Source organism: Herbaspirillum sp. RV1423 (assembly GCF_000577615.1).
Taxonomy (GTDB): domain Bacteria; phylum Pseudomonadota; class Gammaproteobacteria; order Burkholderiales; family Burkholderiaceae_D; genus Herbaspirillum.
In genome coordinates this window covers 196,439-211,804 of sequence record NZ_CBXX010000001.1, presented here as the reverse complement: position 1 = coordinate 211,804, position 15,366 = coordinate 196,439, and the positions used below count along the sequence as shown (strand labels likewise).

At 60.6% G+C, this 15,366-nt stretch carries 14 protein-coding genes; 9 read left to right on the top strand and 5 right to left on the bottom strand.

The features are described from left to right. Nucleotides 1–14 precede the first annotated feature (14 nt). Together RV1423_RS01005 and ppa are read left to right on the top strand one after the other, a co-directional pair. Complete coding sequence (locus RV1423_RS01005) at nt 15–1,214, top strand: heme biosynthesis protein HemY (RefSeq protein WP_034292139.1); 1,200 nt, start codon at nt 15–17, stop codon at nt 1,212–1,214. Nucleotides 1,215–1,384: 170 nt separating this feature from the next. Then, nucleotides 1,385–1,921, top strand: a complete 537-nt coding sequence (gene ppa, locus RV1423_RS01000) for an inorganic diphosphatase (RefSeq protein ID WP_034292137.1) — start codon at nt 1,385–1,387, stop codon at nt 1,919–1,921. A 61-nt stretch (nt 1,922–1,982) separates the two neighbouring features. Here the strand turns inward: ppa and RV1423_RS00995 are convergent, their stop codons facing one another. Beyond that, the gene (locus tag RV1423_RS00995) at nt 1,983–3,134 is read right to left on the bottom strand and encodes a GNAT family N-acetyltransferase (RefSeq protein WP_034292134.1); all 1,152 of its coding nucleotides are present in this window, start codon (nt 3,132–3,134) and stop codon (nt 1,983–1,985) included. A gap of 66 nt (nt 3,135–3,200) precedes the next feature. Between RV1423_RS00995 and RV1423_RS00990 the strand changes: the two genes are divergently transcribed. The 4 genes from RV1423_RS00990 to RV1423_RS00975 all read left to right on the top strand — a co-directional run bounded on the left by RV1423_RS00990 (nt 3,201) and on the right by RV1423_RS00975 (nt 7,757). Continuing rightward, a complete protein-coding gene (locus RV1423_RS00990; protein WP_034292132.1) occupies nt 3,201–4,814 on the top strand; it encodes an NAD+ synthase in 1,614 nt (537 codons plus the stop codon). A 96-nt stretch (nt 4,815–4,910) separates the two neighbouring features. After that, on the top strand, nt 4,911–5,249 hold the full coding sequence (locus RV1423_RS00985; protein ID WP_034292130.1) for a P-II family nitrogen regulator: 339 nt from the start codon (nt 4,911–4,913) through the stop codon (nt 5,247–5,249). A 20-nt stretch (nt 5,250–5,269) separates the two neighbouring features. Further along, nucleotides 5,270–6,421, top strand: coding sequence for an ABC transporter substrate-binding protein (locus RV1423_RS00980; protein ID WP_034292128.1), 1,152 nt, complete (start codon nt 5,270–5,272; stop codon nt 6,419–6,421). Between the two features lie 157 nt (nt 6,422–6,578). After that, a complete protein-coding gene (locus tag RV1423_RS00975; protein ID WP_034292126.1) occupies nt 6,579–7,757 on the top strand; it encodes a PA0069 family radical SAM protein in 1,179 nt (392 codons plus the stop codon). Nucleotides 7,758–7,782: 25 nt separating this feature from the next. On the opposite strand, the gene RV1423_RS00970 is transcribed toward RV1423_RS00975, so the two are convergent. Next, the gene (locus RV1423_RS00970) at nt 7,783–8,799 is read right to left on the bottom strand and encodes an aldo/keto reductase (RefSeq protein ID WP_034292124.1); all 1,017 of its coding nucleotides are present in this window, start codon (nt 8,797–8,799) and stop codon (nt 7,783–7,785) included. Nucleotides 8,800–8,941: 142 nt separating this feature from the next. Between RV1423_RS00970 and RV1423_RS00965 the strand changes: the two genes are divergently transcribed. Beyond that, a complete protein-coding gene (locus RV1423_RS00965; RefSeq protein WP_034292122.1) occupies nt 8,942–9,829 on the top strand; it encodes a LysR family transcriptional regulator in 888 nt (295 codons plus the stop codon). A 14-nt stretch (nt 9,830–9,843) separates the two neighbouring features. On the opposite strand, the gene RV1423_RS00960 is transcribed toward RV1423_RS00965, so the two are convergent. Continuing rightward, the gene (locus RV1423_RS00960) at nt 9,844–10,500 is read right to left on the bottom strand and encodes a Smr/MutS family protein (protein ID WP_034292120.1); all 657 of its coding nucleotides are present in this window, start codon (nt 10,498–10,500) and stop codon (nt 9,844–9,846) included. A 74-nt stretch (nt 10,501–10,574) separates the two neighbouring features. Next, nucleotides 10,575–11,528 (bottom strand): thioredoxin-disulfide reductase, encoded by a 954-nt coding sequence (trxB, locus tag RV1423_RS00955; RefSeq protein ID WP_034292118.1) that lies wholly within the window; start codon nt 11,526–11,528, stop codon nt 10,575–10,577. 340 nt (nt 11,529–11,868) lie between these two features. Here trxB and RV1423_RS00950 point away from each other — a divergent pair, with 340 nt between their 5' ends. Next, a complete protein-coding gene (locus tag RV1423_RS00950; protein WP_034292116.1) occupies nt 11,869–14,196 on the top strand; it encodes a DNA translocase FtsK in 2,328 nt (775 codons plus the stop codon). A 2-nt stretch (nt 14,197–14,198) separates the two neighbouring features. After that, on the top strand, nt 14,199–14,864 hold the full coding sequence (gene lolA / locus RV1423_RS00945; RefSeq protein ID WP_034292114.1) for an outer membrane lipoprotein chaperone LolA: 666 nt from the start codon (nt 14,199–14,201) through the stop codon (nt 14,862–14,864). A 7-nt stretch (nt 14,865–14,871) separates the two neighbouring features. Here lolA and fdxA read toward each other — a convergent pair whose 3' ends face one another. Then, complete coding sequence (fdxA, locus tag RV1423_RS00940; protein ID WP_034292514.1) at nt 14,872–15,207, bottom strand: ferredoxin FdxA; 336 nt, start codon at nt 15,205–15,207, stop codon at nt 14,872–14,874. Nucleotides 15,208–15,366: the final 159 nt, after the last annotated feature.

The following is a 15,366-nucleotide window of genomic DNA, read 5'->3' as shown; positions in this document are numbered from 1 at the left end:
GACAGAACAGTTATATGCGAATTCTCCTCTGGCTTCTGACCCTGTTTGCCTCCGCCATCGGCCTGGCGGTGCTGGCACGCTTCAATCCAGGCAACGTCGTGCTGTTTTATCCGCCGTACCGCGTCGATTTGTCGCTGAATTTTTTCCTGCTGGCCGTTGTTGTCCTGTTCATCTCGCTGTACGTGGTGATCCGTGCCGTGCGCCTGACGCAAAAGCTGCCGGGACGCGTGATGGCGTATCGTCGGCAGAAGCGTGAGAATGACGGCAACAAGGCGTTGCGCGATTCCCTGAAAGCGTTCTTTGAAGGCCGTTTCGGCCATGCCGAGAAGGCCGCCACGCGCGCCGCGGAACTCCCGGAGAACGCCGGCATTGCCGCGCTGGTTGGTGCGCGCGCCGCGCATCGCATGCGCCAGATCGAGCGCCGCGACATCTGGCTAGCCAGCACCGACGGCGACGCCGGCTTGAAAGCGGCGCGCCTGATGACCACGCTGGAATTACTGGTCGACGACCACCAGTTCAAGGCCGCGCTGGAAACCGTGGATGAACTCAATGCCAACGGCACGCGCCACATCCAGGCGCTGCAGTGGGCGCTCAAGGCCAACCAGCAAGCCAAGAACTGGCCTGAAGTGCTGCGTCTGGTGCAGACGCTGGACAAGCGCAATGCGCTGCATCCGGCGTTGTCCAATCGCCTGCGCGAAATGGCCTACGACGCCTTGCTGTCGGATCGCTCGCACGACGCCGAATCGATCCGCCGTCTGTGGGCCGAGGTGCCCAACGCCGATCGCCTGAAACCCTACATCGCCGCGCGCGCCGCCCATGCCTTCAGCAGTCGCGGCTTGCACGATGAGGCGCGCACTTTGCTGGAACGCGCGCTGGCGGCAGATTGGGACGACCGCCTGATCCGCGCCTATCGCGATTCGACCGCGGAAGCCGGCTCGCCCGCGCTGCTGACGCAGATCGAACGTTGCGAAGCCTGGCTGGCGAAACGTCCTACCGATGCCGAGCTGGCGCTGACGCTGGGCATGTTCTGCCTGCGCCAGAAGCTGTGGGGCAAGGCCCAGCGCCATCTGGAACAGGCCCTGTCCGATGCGCTTGAGCCGCGCACCGTGCGCGAGTCCCATCTGAGCCTCGGCCAGTTGCACGACGCGCTCGATCAGCACGAACAGGCTGCGGCGCATTACAAGCAATGCGCGCTGGCGACGGCAATCCGCTGATCTTTTCTGTCCTGCTCAAGCGCATTTGAAAATGCCGCCGCGCTCCTTCGGGACCCGGCGGCGTTTTTCATCTTGCCTGCGTCCAATAGTGCGCATGTTCGGGGTAGTGGCCTGAATGCCGTTATAATTCGAGGTTTCCCCATTCTTTCATTTCCTTACGAGAAAGCACCATGAGCCTGAATAACGTCCCGTCCGGCCGCGACCTGCCTAACGACTTCAATGTGATCATCGAGATCCCGATGAACGCCGATCCGATCAAGTATGAAGTGGACAAGGAAACCGGCGCCATTTTCGTCGACCGTTTCATGGGCACCGCCATGCACTATCCGTGCAACTACGGCTATATCCCGCAAACTTTGTCCGAAGACGGCGACCCGGTCGACGTGCTGGTGATCACGCCGTTTCCGCTGTTCCCGGGCGTGGTGGTGCGCTGCCGACCCATCGGCGTGTTGAAGATGACCGACGAGTCGGGCGTCGACGCCAAACTGCTGGCGGTGCCGGTCGACAAGGTCTTGCCGATCTACACGCACTGGCAAAAGCCGGAAGACATGAACGAACTGCGCCTGAAGCAGATCCAGCACTTCTTCGAGCATTACAAGGATCTGGAAAAAGGCAAATGGGTCAAGATCGACGGCTGGGAAGGTCCTGAGTCCGCCAAGGCCGAAATCCTGGCAGGCATCGCCGCCTATCAGAAGCAAGCCAAATAATTTCGTCCGTCGACAAAAAAGCGCACCAAGGTGCGCTTTTTTTTGCGTCTGGACTCCACGTCTAGTCACACGAGCGAAACGGATTGCGCTCGTTCAGTTCGCTCAGGTAGTCGTCGATGCCGCCGCCTTCGCGTTCGAGGAAGCGTTCGACGGCGTCGGCAAACGAGGGATGCGCGAGCCAATGCGCCGACCAGGTTTTTTGCGGCAGGAAGCCGCGCGCCATCTTGTGCTCGCCCTGGGCGCCGCCCTCAAACCAGGCGATCTTGTTGTCGATGCAGAATTCCAGCGGCTGGTAATAGGCGGTTTCGAAATGCAGGCAAGGCACTTCTTCCAGCGCACCCCAGTAGCGGCCGTAGAGCGACTCGTCATCGTACACCACGAGCGATGAGGCGATCGGCTTGCCGTCGCGGCAGGCCACGGTCAGCAACAGATGCTGCGGCATGTCGGCGGCAATGCGCAGGAAAAAGTCGAGGTTCAGGTAAGGCGTCGAATGGTGCGCGGCATACGTATGCCGATAGCAGCGATGGAAAAAGCGCCAGTCGCCTTCGCCAGCCTCGCCGCCGCGCAGGTGGCGGAAGGTGATCCCGGCTTCGTTGACCTTGCGGCGCTCGGCCAGGATGTTCTTGCGCTTCTTGCGTTCCAGCGTCGACAGGAACTCGGCGAAGTCGCGATAACCTTCGTTGTGCCAATGGAATTGCACGCCGCTGCGCAGCATGAAGCCGGCTTCGGCCAGCGTCTGCGCCTGGGCGTCGGGCGGGTAGAGCACATGCGTGGAGGAGGTCTGCGCGGTTTCCTGCAACGCTTGCAAGGCCTGCACCAGCGCCCGGCGCGCATGGTCGTCATGCGCCAGCAGGCGGCTGCCGGCCACCGGCGTGAACGGGATCGCCGACAGCAGCTTGGGATAGTAGGGCAGGCCATGGCGTTCGTAGGCCTCGGCCCAGGCCCAGTCGAACACATATTCGCCGTAGGAGTGGTATTTGAGGTAAAGCGGCAGCGCCGCCTTCAACGCATCGTCTTGCCATAACGTCAGGTATTGCGGCTCCCAGCCGGTATCCTTGGCCGCGGAGCCGCTTTCGTGGAGGGCGTGCAGGAAGGCGTAGGACAGAAACGGCGTCGCGTCGGCCTGTGCGGCAAGCAGCGCATCCCATGCCGGCTGGCCAATTTCTGCCAGAGAAGAAATGATTCGCGTGCGATAATGAAGCTCTGCGTTCACTGCGTGCGGCTCCTTCGCTCGGGTGTCCTGCCTCTACTCTTCGTCATTTTCTTACTTGTCGCCATCATGTCAGTCAAAGTCGCCATCGCCCAGATCAACAGCACGGTTGGAGATATCCAGGGCAATCGCAACAAAATCGTCGAATTCGCTCGCCGTGCGGCAGCGGACGGCGCGGACATCGTCCTCACGCCGGAATTGTCGCTGGTTGGCTATCCGCCGGAAGACCTGTTGCTGCGTCAGGCATTCTACGCAAAAACCGAAGAAGCGTTGCAAGCGCTGACCGCCGAGCTGGCCGCGCTGAAAGATGTGCATGTGATCGTCGGCCATCCGACGCTCAAAGATGGTGCGCGTTTTAACTCCGCTTCGGTGCTGCTCAACGGTAAAATCGCCGGCACTTACCATAAACTGGAATTGCCCAACGACAGCGTGTTCGATGAAAAGCGTTACTTCACCGGCGACGGCGCGCCGCTGGTGTTCGACGTCAAGGGCACGAAGTTCGGCGTCAACATCTGCGAAGACACCTGGTTTCCGCGTGCGCCGGAACAGGCCTGGCTGGCCGGTGCGCAGGTCTTGCTGATCCTGAACGGCTCGCCGTACCACATGAACAAGCAATTGCTGCGCCTGGATGTGATGCGCGCCAATGTGACCAGACAGGGGTTGCCGCTGGTGTTCGCCAACCTGGTCGGCGGCCAGGACGAATTGATCTTCGACGGCAATTCGTTCGTCATGGACATCGCCGGCGAACTGGTCGCCAGCCTGGCGCATGCACAGGAAGATTTGCAGATTGTCGAGTTCGACGGCGTGCAGATCCGCAATCCGAAGATGGCGCCGGCGCTGTCGATCGAAGCGCAGGTTTATCAGGCGCTGGTGCTGGGTGTGCGCGACTATGTCGGCAAGAACGGTTTCCCGAGCGTATTGATCGGCCTGTCCGGAGGGGTCGATTCGGCGCTGACGCTGGCCATTGCGGTCGATGCGCTGGGCGCCGACAAGGTGCGTGCAATCATGATGCCGTCGCCGTACACCGCGGATATTTCCTGGCTCGATTCGCGCGACATGGTTGAACGCGTCAAGGTGCGCTACGATGAAATACCGATCAATGATTGCTTCTCGGCGTTCCGCAATACCTTGTCCGCGGAATTCAAGGGCCTGAAAGAAGACACTACCGAAGAAAACATCCAGGCGCGCATCCGCGGCACGTTGCTGATGGCGCTGTCGAACAAGTACGGTTCAATCGTCCTGACTACCGGCAACAAGAGCGAGATGGCGGTCGGCTACTGCACGCTGTACGGCGACATGGCCGGCGGTTTTGCCGTCATCAAGGACATTGCCAAGACGCTGGTCTATCGCCTGTGCGCTTACCGTAACAGCATTTCGGAAGTCATTCCGGAACGCATCCTGACGCGGCCGCCTTCGGCCGAGCTGCGTCCGGATCAAACGGATCAGGACTCGTTGCCGCCGTACGAGATCCTCGATGGCATCATGCAGATGTACATGGAAGAGAATCTCAGCGTCGGCGAGATCGAAGCGGCAGGCTACCGGAAGGAAGACATCGAGCGCATCACGCGCCTGATCAAGATCAATGAATACAAGCGCCGTCAGGCGCCGGTCGGAATCCGCATCACGCACCGGGCTTTCGGGCGCGACTGGCGTTATCCGATCACGTCCAGGTTCCGCGAGTAGCAACACGTATTCCGGCGCGCATCATGAAGGGTGCGCAGTCAAAACCCTGATTGATTTAATTCGATTTTTGCAGCATTTTTTAAGGAGGGAATTGTCATGAAGCAAGTCACTGCTATCATCAAACCGTTCAAGTTGGACGAGGTGCGCGAATCGCTGGCTGAGGTCGGCGTCACCGGTCTCACCGTGACGGAAGTAAAAGGCTTCGGCCGCCAGAAGGGGCACACCGAACTGTATCGCGGCGCCGAATATGTCGTCGATTTCCTGCCGAAGGTAAAGATTGAAGTCGTTGTCGACGACAGCGTGGTCGAGCCGGTTGTCGACGCCATCATCAAGGCGGCGCGCACCGGCAAGATCGGCGACGGCAAGATTTTTGTCCAGGAAGTCGAGCAAGTCATCCGCATCCGTACCGGCGAGACGGGAGCGGAGGCGGTATAAGATCATGAAAAGGGGAGTGCATGCAGAAGCGGCGTCGAAGGTGGTTGCGAATTCTTCCGTTGCTGCTGCTAGCGTGGTCGCTCTCCCCGACGCATGCCGAAACGGGCATCTCCGATACCCGCATCCTTCTCGGTCAGTCGGCCGGGATGTCCGGCCCTGCTGCATATCTTTCCCGGCAGGTGCTGATCGGCGCCAAAGCGTATTTCGACAAGGTCAACCAGCAGGGCGGCGTGCATGGCAGGCGCATTGAGCTGATCACGCGCGACGACCAGTACTCGCCTTCCCTGGCTGCATACAATACTCGTCAACTCATTGAAAACGACAAGGTGTTCGCCTTGTTCGGCTTTGTCGGCTGGCCCGCCAGCCAGGCGGCATTGCCGATTGCCGCCAAGGCCCGGGTTCCTTTGTTTGCGCCGGTCACCGGCGGCGACTCGCTCTATCGTCCTTTCAATCGCTATCTTTTCACCGTGCGAGCCGGCTACTCGGACGAGTATGCCCACTTTCTGCGCAACATGAACGGACTGGGCATACGCAAACTGGTGCTGGTCTATCCGCAAGGCCGGTACGGCATGCTCGTCAAACAGGATATGGAACGCAAGGCGAAGGCTGGCGCGGTGGAGTTGACCGCCGTCGATGTTGATATGGATGGCGTGAATCTGGCGCCCGTACTAGACAGGATAATCGCCTCCCGCACCGACGTTGTGATGCTGGCCAACGCGAGCTACAAGACCAATGCCGGAATTGTGCGCGGACTGCGCAGCAGAGGTTTCCTGGGACAATTCTTCTGCCTGTCGTTTGTCGGGCAGAAAGCCCTGGCTGATGAGTTGGGCGAGCTCGCGCTCGGTATCCTTGTCACCCAGGTGGTGCCGTCCCCCTGGCGTGTTTCCATGCCGCTCGTCGCCGAATATCGCAAACGCATGGCGGAGGCTGGCCATGATGAGCTTACGTTCAGCAGTCTGGAAGGCTATATTGCCGCGCGCGTGTTAGTGGAGGGCCTCAGGCGGGCGAGTCGCGATCTGACGCGCGAAAAGCTGATCCGTTCCCTCGAGAGCATCAATTCCCGCAACCATGACGGTGGCGGCCATGCCATCAACTTCGCTCCCGGCAATCACAACGGTTCGATGTATGTCGACACGGCGGTGATGACCAGGGATTCGGGGTTCCTGAACTGAGGATCGTCAATCGCCGCGTCGCACGGTCGGTGTATGCGCGGTCAAAGAATCTCCCGTTTTATCAGCTTTGTCGGACGGAATTTTCCGGGAGACAGCTATGTTCTGATTTAATATACTGTATATTTATGCAGTATATTAGGCGAGGAGCAGGAATCCCATGGGCAAATCGAGTTATCGAAAAGTCCCCTTGCAAATAACGCAAGTGCTGGAGACGGAAGGCGAAACGCTGTCGAAGGTGTTCGATGCGCGCAAAGGGCGCGGCGCGGTCAGCAACCTGCAAGGACGCTATGAGACGCAGCAGCGGGTCGGTTTCGACGACGGCTGGGGGAAGGCTGATGAGGCGGACGAAGACGGCGAGCCGTCTGCCTTGCGCACCATCGTGACGGAAGAAATCGCCAAAAGCATCCTCAGTCGCAACAAGTCTCCCGACTTGCCGTTCAGCGTCTCGCTCAATCCCTATCGCGGTTGCGAACATGGCTGCGTGTATTGCTTTGCGCGTCCCACGCACGCCTATCTCGGCCTGTCGCCGGGGCTGGATTTCGAGAGCAGGATTTTTGCCAAGACCAATGCGCCGGAATTGCTGCTCAAGGAACTGGCGAAGCTGTCTTACGTGCCCGAGACGATCACGGTAGGCATCAATACCGACGCCTACCAGCCTTGCGAGCGCGAGTTGCAGATCACGCGGCGCGTGCTGCAGATACTCGGCGATTGCGGTCATCCGGCGGCGCTGATCACCAAGTCTTCATTGATCGAGCGCGACATCGACATCCTTGCGCCGATGGCGCGAAGAAAGCAGGTCATTGCCGCGGTGACCATCGCGACGCTCGATCCGGCGCTGGCGCGCAAGCTGGAACCGCGCGCCGCCGCGCCGGCGCGTCGTCTGCGCGTGATTCGCACGCTCGTCGAAGCCGGCATTCCGGTCAGCGTCAGCGTCGCGCCGATGATTCCTTTCCTGAACGAGCCGGAACTGGAAAGCATCGTCGCCGCAGCGGCGGAAGCCGGCGCGAGCCGGGCCGGCTACACAGTGCTGCGGCTGCCGTGGGAAGTCAATCCGCTGTTCCAGCAATGGCTGCAGACGCATTTTCCCGAACGCGCCAACCGGGTCATGAACCGCATTCGCGAGATGCGCGGCGGCAAGGACAACGATTCGGATTTCGCCACGCGCATGCGCGGCGAAGGCGTGTGGGCCGACCTGATTCGTCAGCGTTTTGAAAAAGCCGTCCAGCGCAGCAGCATGCGCGAGCGCGGCTGGTTCGATACGCTCGACGCGTCTCAATTCATTGCTCCGGCGCGTGCGGCGAAGGCGTCCCGATCCGGTCAGCTCGATTTGTTCTGACCGGCCCGCCACGCTCGTCATTCCATCATGACCCGTGCGATTTTTCGCTGTCCAGATGCGCCATCAGTGTTGGTGCGTAACGTTCGCCCGCTGCAGCGCCGGCCGGGATGGCCTGTTCGATGCGGCTCAGGTCTGCGGCGTCCAGCTTTACGTTCAGCGCGCCCAGCGATTCGGCCAGGCGTTCGGGGCGGCGCGCGCCGACCAGCGGCACGATGTCGCTGCCTTGCGCCAGCACCCAGGCGATGGCGATTTGCGCCGGCGTGGCCTGTTTTTCCGTCGCGATATTGCGCAGCACCTCGATCAGGGCCAGGTTATGCGCCAGGTTTTCGCTCGAGAAGCGCGGACTGAAGCCGCGGAAATCTCCCGGGGCCAGTTTGCGGCTGGGATCCCAATGGCCGCTGATGAGGCCGCGCGACAGCACGCCGTAGGCTGTGACGCTGATGCCCAGTTCGCGGCAAGTCGGCAGGATGTCTTTTTCGATGCCGCGCGAGAGCAGCGAATATTCGATCTGCAGGTCGGAAATCGGATGCACGGCATGGGCGCGGCGAATGGTTTCCACGCCGACTTCAGACAAACCGATATGACGCACATAGCCGGCCTTGACCTGGTCGGCGATGGCGCCGATGGTCTCTTCGATCGGCACGGCCGGGTCGAGGCGCGAAGGACGGTAGATATCGAGATGATCGGTACCGAGGCGGCGCAGCGAATACGCCAGGAAATTCTTCACCGCTGCCGGACGGCAATCGTAGCCGGCCCAGTTGCCGGAAGCATCGCGCAAGGCGCCGAACTTCACGCTCAGCAGGACATTGTCGCGCTTGTTGCCGCCCGCGCTGCGCAGGGCGTCGCGAATCAGCATTTCGTTGTGGCCCATGCCGTAGAAGTCGCCGGTGTCGAGGAGGGTGATGCCGGCTTCCAGCGCGGCGTGGATGGTGGCGATGCCATCCTGTTCATTGGCCGGGCCGTACAGGTCCGACATGCCCATGCAGCCCAGGCCGATGGCTGACGAGGCAAGGCCGCTGCGGCCGAGTGCGCGTTGTTCCATGATGAGTCCTTCCGCTAAAAAGTGTGAGACGCCCGATGGGCGGAAATGTACCTAAGTGCCTGATGAGTATTATCGTACTTGTTTATTTTCGAATAAATGGCATTAAAATGATTTCTTTATTCGGAAATGGTTAATTATCAGTATGGATAGGCTTCAAGCGATGGAAGTGTTCGTACGTGTTGCGGAACTGGGCAGTTTCAGCAAGACTGCCGAGCAGATGGGACTGCCGCCGGCGACCGTGACCAATGCCATCCAGGCGGTGGAAAAGCGCGTCGGCGTGCGCCTGCTGCAAAGGACCACGCGCAAGGTGACGCTGACCGACGATGGCGTCGCCTACCTTGAACGCTGCCAGCGGCTGCTGGCGGAATTCCAGGATGTCGAAAACCTGTTCGATCGCGAGCAGCCGCAAGGCGTGGTGCGGGTCGATCTGCCCGAGCGGCTGGCGCATAAGAATGTGATTCCGCGATTGCCCGAGTTCTTTGCGCGTTACCCCGACATCCGCGTCAAGCTCAACGCCAGCGATCGTTTCGTGGACCTGGTCGGCGAAGGTGTCGATTGCGTGTTGCGTGTCGGTATCCTCAGCGACTCGACGCTGATCGCCCGCGGCATCGGCGCCATGGAACAGATCACCTGCGCATCGAAAGCCTACCTGGATCGCCACGGCCGCCCGCGCACGCTGGCCGACCTGGAGCAGCATGTGATGGTGAATTATTTTTCCAGCCGCACCGGACGCGACCTGCCGTGGGAGTATATGCAGAACGGCGAACTCAAGACCCTGAAACTGCAGGGTCAGGTATCGGTCGCCAGCTCCGAAGCCTATATGGCGTGCTGCCTGGCGGGATTGGGACTGGTGCAGGCGCCGCGCCTGGGCATCGAGAGCTTGCTGGAGCAGGGCGTGCTGGAAGAATTGCTGCCGGAATTCAAGCCGCCGCCGCTGCCGGTGTCCATCGTGTATTCGCACAACCGGCATTTATCGCCGCGCGTGCGGGTGTTCGTCGACTGGCTGGCGGAAATACTGACTGTGCGCTGAGTGCGTGCAATGCTCTAGCCGGCGCTGGCGGATGTGCTCGATTGCAGCAGCACCACCAGTGCGCCTGAACCGCCGTCGGCGGGGCGCGCCTGGCAAAACGCGATGACTTCGTCCTTTTGCGCGAGCCAGTTGCGCACCTTCTGTTTCAGCACCGGTTCCTTGTTGATCGAGCCCAGTCCCTTACCGTGGATGATGCGCACGCAGCGCTGACCGCGATGGCGCGCCTGGCGCAGGAATTCGCCCAGCGCTTCGCGTGCTTCATCGCGGCGCAGGCCGTGCAGGTCGAGCTGGTTCTGAATCACCCAGTGGCCACGGCGCAGTTTGCTGAGCACGTCGCTGCCGACGCCGGGACGCGCGAAGCTGAGGTTTTCATCGCTGTCGAGCAGGGTGTCGAAGGTGAATTCGTCGGATAGCGATTCCATCAGTGCCGCTTGCTCGTCGGCGATATGCTGGCGCGCGATCGGCAGCGGCTGTGGCGCAACGATGGCGGCTTTTTCATTGCTGCGCAGCGGCGCGACCTTGCCGATGCTGTTGCGGAAAATGTCGGCTTCTTCGCGCAGGCGCTTTTCGTCTTCCAGGCGTTGACGTTCGGCGGCGAGGCGAGCTTCTTCCTGCGCCTTGATATCCTTGCGCAGCGACTTGAGTGCAGAAAAGTCCTTGATAACCGCCATGATGATCGACGCCGACGAGGCGAATGATGGTCAGGAAAACACCCTCCCTCAAGACAGGGAGGGCGAGATGGATTTTACTCCAGGCCTTCCAGGTAGCGCTGGGCATCGAGCGCAGCCATGCAGCCGGTGCCGGCGCTGGTGATCGCCTGGCGGTAGATATGGTCCTGCACGTCGCCGGCGGCGAAGACGCCGTTGATGCTGGTGGCGGTGGCGAAGCCTTCCAACCCGGTGCGGGTCTTGATGTAGCCGTTGTGCATGTCGATCTGGCCATCGAAGATGTCGGTATTCGGCTTGTGGCCGATGGCGACGAACAGGCCGTGCAGGTTGATCGGCGTCACGCTGCCGTCTTGCGTCGACTTGATCCTGATGCCGGTCACGCCGCTGTCGTCGCCGGTGACTTCATCAAGCGTGTGATGCCATTTGATCTCGATCTTGCCTTCGGTGACCTTGTGCAACAGGCGGTCGATCAGGATGGGCTCGGCGCGGAACTTGTCGCGGCGGTGGATGATGGTGACCTTGCTGGCGATGTTGGACAGATACAGCGCTTCTTCGACAGCGGTATTGCCGCCGCCGACCACGGCGACTTCCTTGCCGCGGTAGAAAAAGCCGTCGCAGGTCGCGCAGGCCGATACTCCCTTGCCCATGAAGGCTTCTTCCGAGGGCAGACCTAGGTATTGCGCCGAGGCGCCGGTGGCGATGATCAGCGCGTCGCAAGTGTATTCGCCGGAGTCGCCGATCAGGCGGAATGGCTTTTCCGACAACTTGGTGGTGTGGATATGGTCGAAAATGATTTCGGTATTGAAACGTTCTGCATGTTGCAGCAGGCGTTGCATCAATTCCGGTCCCTGCACGCCCATGGGGTCGCCGGGCCAGTTTTCGACGTCGGTGGTGGTCATCAATTGGCCGCCTTGCTCGACGCCGGTGATCAAGACCGGATTGAGGTTGGCGCGCGCTGCGTAGACGGCTGCACTGTAACCGGCCGGGCCGGAACCGAGAATCAAAACCTTGGCGTGTTTGGGCGTGGTCATAAAATACTCTTAATGTACTGAACAGAACGAAGGCGCAGTAACGACATGATGCCGATCTGCCGGATTTCAACGCAGGCGCGAGTTTGGAGTGGGGGGAGTCGCCCTCACGGCTTATGTTGCCGTTTCTCCGCTTGTTTCTCTTATATTGCACTGCAAAACGGTTAAGATTATAGACGAAGCGAAAGACCGGCCCGATGGAATTACGCTATTTCGCCAATAGGGCGGATTTGCGATTGACGGGCGGCAAGTTTGCTTCTGTCGGCTTTCACTGCCGCAATCGCCGTTACAATGTCGCCTAAGTGAGTAACAGTGCGTCAGACGCGCACCCCGATAAAGATTTATGACCAAGACCAGCCAAGCCTATACCCGCAATTCCAAAGCCGCCGATACGCCGCAGTTGCCGAGCCGGCTGGTGCGTCTCCTGTACGAAGCGCGCTGGCTGGCCATGGCGACTTTGCTGGTGTATCTGTCGCTGATTTTGCTGACCTACTCGCGCAGCGATCCGGGCTGGTCGGTGGCCAACACCGTGCCGCACCTGCATAACTGGGGCGGCCGCCTGGGCGCCTGGATGGCTGACCTGATGCTGTACATCTTCGGCATGTCGGCATGGTGGTGGTGCGTGCTGCTGGCGCATTCGATCTGGCGCAGTTACCGGAGTCTGGCCGATCGCTTCCTGTTGCAGAAACCGGCCGAACCCGAGCATCATCAGGAAGGCTTGATCCGTGCCATCGGTTTCGTCTTCCTGCTGGCCGGCAGCCTCGGCATCGAATACATGCGCATGTACACCATGAAAGCGAAAATGCCGCGCGCGCCGGGCGGCGTGCTGGGTGAAATGATCGGCAGCGCGGCGCAGTCGTCGCTAGGTTTCACCGGCGCCACCTTACTGTTGCTGCTGCTGTTCGGACTGGGTTTCAGCCTGTTCTTCCATGTGTCGTGGCTGGCGACGGTCGAGCGTATCGGCGGCGCGATTGAAGACGGCATCTTCTGGGTGCGCAACTTTTATTCGGCGCGTGAAGACCGAAAGGTTGGCCACGTCGCCGCCGTCAAGCGCGAAGAAGTTGTGGTGCAGGAGCGCGCAAAAATCGACGAAGCGCCGCCGATCCGCATCGAGCCGCAAGTGGTGGCGGTGCCGAAGTCAGAGCGCATCGAGAAGGAGCGCCAGACCAGCCTGTTCCAGGACATCGACTCCAGCCTGCCGCCGCTGTCGCTGCTGGACGAAGCGCCGCCGGCGCAGCAGACCGTCTCGGTCGAAACGCTGGAATTCACCAGCCGCCTGATCGAGAAGAAATTGTCCGACTTCGGTGTTGAGGTCAAGGTCGTTGCGGCCTATCCCGGCCCGGTGATTACCCGCTACGAAATCGAACCGGCCACCGGCGTCAAGGGCAGCCAGATCGTCGGCCTCGCGCGCGATCTCGCGCGTTCGCTGTCGCTGACCTCGATCCGGGTGGTGGAAGTCATCCAGGGCAAGAATTACATGGGCCTGGAGCTGCCGAATCCCAAGCGCCAGATTGTGCGCCTGACCGAGATTCTCAGTTCCAAGGTCTACAATGACAGCCATTCCAGCCTGACCATCGCGCTCGGCAAGGACATCGCCGGCAATCCGGTGGTGGCCGACCTCGCCAAGATGCCGCACTTGCTGGTCGCCGGCACCACCGGTTCCGGCAAGTCGGTCGGCATCAACGCCACCATCCTGTCGCTGCTGTACAAGTCGACGCCCAAGCAGGTGCGCCTGATCCTGATCGATCCGAAGATGCTGGAATTGTCGATCTACGAAGGCATCCCGCATCTGCTGGCGCCGGTCGTGACCGACATGCGCCAGGCCGGCCATGCGTTGAACTGGGCGGTGGCCGAGATGGAGCGCCGCTACAAGCGCATGTCCAAACTGGGTGTGCGCAACCTGGCCGGCTACAACCAGAAGATCATCGATGCCGACAAGCGCGGCGAAAAGATCCCGAATCCGTTCAGCCTCACGCCTGACGCGCCGGAGCCGCTGGAGCAACTCGAAACCATCGTCATCATCATCGACGAGCTTGCCGATCTGATGATGGTGGTCGGCAAGAAGGTGGAAGAACTGATTGCGCGTATCGCACAAAAGGCGCGCGCCGCCGGCATCCATCTGATCCTGGCGACGCAGCGTCCTTCAGTCGACGTCATCACGGGCCTGATCAAGGCCAACGTGCCCACGCGCATCGCTTTCCAGGTCAGCAGCAAGATCGACTCGCGCACCATCCTCGACCAGATGGGCGCGGAGGCGTTGCTCGGCATGGGCGACATGCTGTACATGCCGCCGGGGACCGGCCTGCCGATCCGCGTGCACGGCGCTTTCGTTTCCGATGAAGAAGTCCACCGCGTGGTCGACCACCTGAAAGAGCAGGGGGAACCGAATTACATCGAGGGCATCCTAGAGGGAGGCGTAGCCGAGGATGCCGATGGGGCAATCGGCGGCGCTGCGGGCGGCAGCGAAGGCGACGAACTCTACGACCAGGCCGTCGCTGTCGTGCTGAAGAACCGCCGGGCTTCGATTTCACTGGTGCAGCGCCATCTGCGCATCGGCTACAACCGCGCCGCGCGTCTGCTTGAGCAAATGGAGCAAAGCGGCCTGGTGTCGACGATGCAATCGAATGGCAACCGCGAAATCCTGGTGCCGGCTGGAAATACCACGGAATAACCATGCAAATGAAAACACAAGTATTGCCGCTATTGAACAAGTGGCAAGCCGCGGCAACGGCGCTCGGTCTGAGCGCGGCGCTTTTTTCCGCACAGGCTTCGGCGAGCGCGCTGGAGCAATTCAGGCAATTCGTGTCGTCGACGCAATCGGCCAAGGGCGAGTTCGTCCAGCGGTTGGTCAAGACCGATAGCGGCACGGTCAAGGTGTCGAACACGTCGAGCGGCACGTTCGTGTTTTCGCGTCCCGGCAAGTTTATCTGGACCTACCAGAAGCCGTATGAACAAGTCTTGCAAGCCGACGGCGAGAAACTGTTCATTTACGACAAGGACCTGAACCAGGTCACCACCAGGAAGCTCGGCAACGCGCTCGGCTCCTCGCCGGCTGCGATCCTGTTCGGCAGCAACGATCTGGAAAAGAATTTCACGCTCAAGGAGGGCGGCGCCAAGGATGGCATGGAATGGCTGGAAGCCACGCCCAAGAGCAAGGATACGACCTTCGACCGTATCGGCATCGGCTTGAAGGACGGCGTGCCGCAGGCGATGGAGCTGCGCGATTCGTTCGGCCAGACCTCACTGCTGTCGTTCTCCAACTTCGAGAAAAATCCGCCGCTGAAGTCGACCAGCTTTACCTTTGTCGTGCCCAAGGGCGCCGACGTCTTCAATAATTGATGTCGGATCAGTCCGGGTTTTTGAGCATGTCGAGCTTGCCCTGCACGTCGCGCCATTGTGCGTGATCGGGCAGCGGCGCCTGGGCCTGTGTGATCGGTTTCCAGCCAGGATGCTTGGCCAGTTTCGCATTCAGTTCTGTGAAATGGCGCAGGTTTTCGGGCAGGTCGATTTCATTGTAGATGGCGCCGACCGGGCATTCCGGCACGCACATCGAGCAGTCGATGCAGCCGTCCGGATCGATCGCCAGGAAGTTCGGTCCTTCGACAAAACAGTTCATCGGGCAGACGCTGACGCAGTCGGTGTATTTGCAGGCGATGCAGGAATCGGTGACGACAAAAGGCATGGGCGGAAACGCCATCGCGGCGTGTAGTGATTGTAGTGACGTGAACAGAATGGCAAGCAGCAGGCGTGAAATCCGCCGACCCGCCGGGATTCTAGCATTTGGGTCGATTCGCTGTTGCCGGATCGGTTAGACTAGCAAACCGTTTCATCTTAACTCTCC

Coding starts and splice junctions, on each gene's coding strand:
- RV1423_RS01005 (WP_034292139.1), top strand. CDS start 15: ATGCGAATTCTCCTCTGGCTTCTGACCCTGTTTGCCTCCGCCATCGGC.
- ppa (WP_034292137.1), top strand. CDS start 1,385: ATGAGCCTGAATAACGTCCCGTCCGGCCGCGACCTGCCTAACGACTTC.
- RV1423_RS00990 (WP_034292132.1), top strand. CDS start 3,201: ATGTCAGTCAAAGTCGCCATCGCCCAGATCAACAGCACGGTTGGAGAT.
- RV1423_RS00985 (WP_034292130.1), top strand. CDS start 4,911: ATGAAGCAAGTCACTGCTATCATCAAACCGTTCAAGTTGGACGAGGTG.
- RV1423_RS00980 (WP_034292128.1), top strand. CDS start 5,270: ATGCAGAAGCGGCGTCGAAGGTGGTTGCGAATTCTTCCGTTGCTGCTG.
- RV1423_RS00975 (WP_034292126.1), top strand. CDS start 6,579: ATGGGCAAATCGAGTTATCGAAAAGTCCCCTTGCAAATAACGCAAGTG.
- RV1423_RS00970 (WP_034292124.1), bottom strand. CDS start 8,799: ATGGAACAACGCGCACTCGGCCGCAGCGGCCTTGCCTCGTCAGCCATC.
- RV1423_RS00965 (WP_034292122.1), top strand. CDS start 8,942: ATGGATAGGCTTCAAGCGATGGAAGTGTTCGTACGTGTTGCGGAACTG.
- RV1423_RS00960 (WP_034292120.1), bottom strand. CDS start 10,500: ATGGCGGTTATCAAGGACTTTTCTGCACTCAAGTCGCTGCGCAAGGAT.
- trxB (WP_034292118.1), bottom strand. CDS start 11,528: ATGACCACGCCCAAACACGCCAAGGTTTTGATTCTCGGTTCCGGCCCG.
- RV1423_RS00950 (WP_034292116.1), top strand. CDS start 11,869: ATGACCAAGACCAGCCAAGCCTATACCCGCAATTCCAAAGCCGCCGAT.
- lolA (WP_034292114.1), top strand. CDS start 14,199: ATGCAAATGAAAACACAAGTATTGCCGCTATTGAACAAGTGGCAAGCC.
- fdxA (WP_034292514.1), bottom strand. CDS start 15,207: ATGCCTTTTGTCGTCACCGATTCCTGCATCGCCTGCAAATACACCGAC.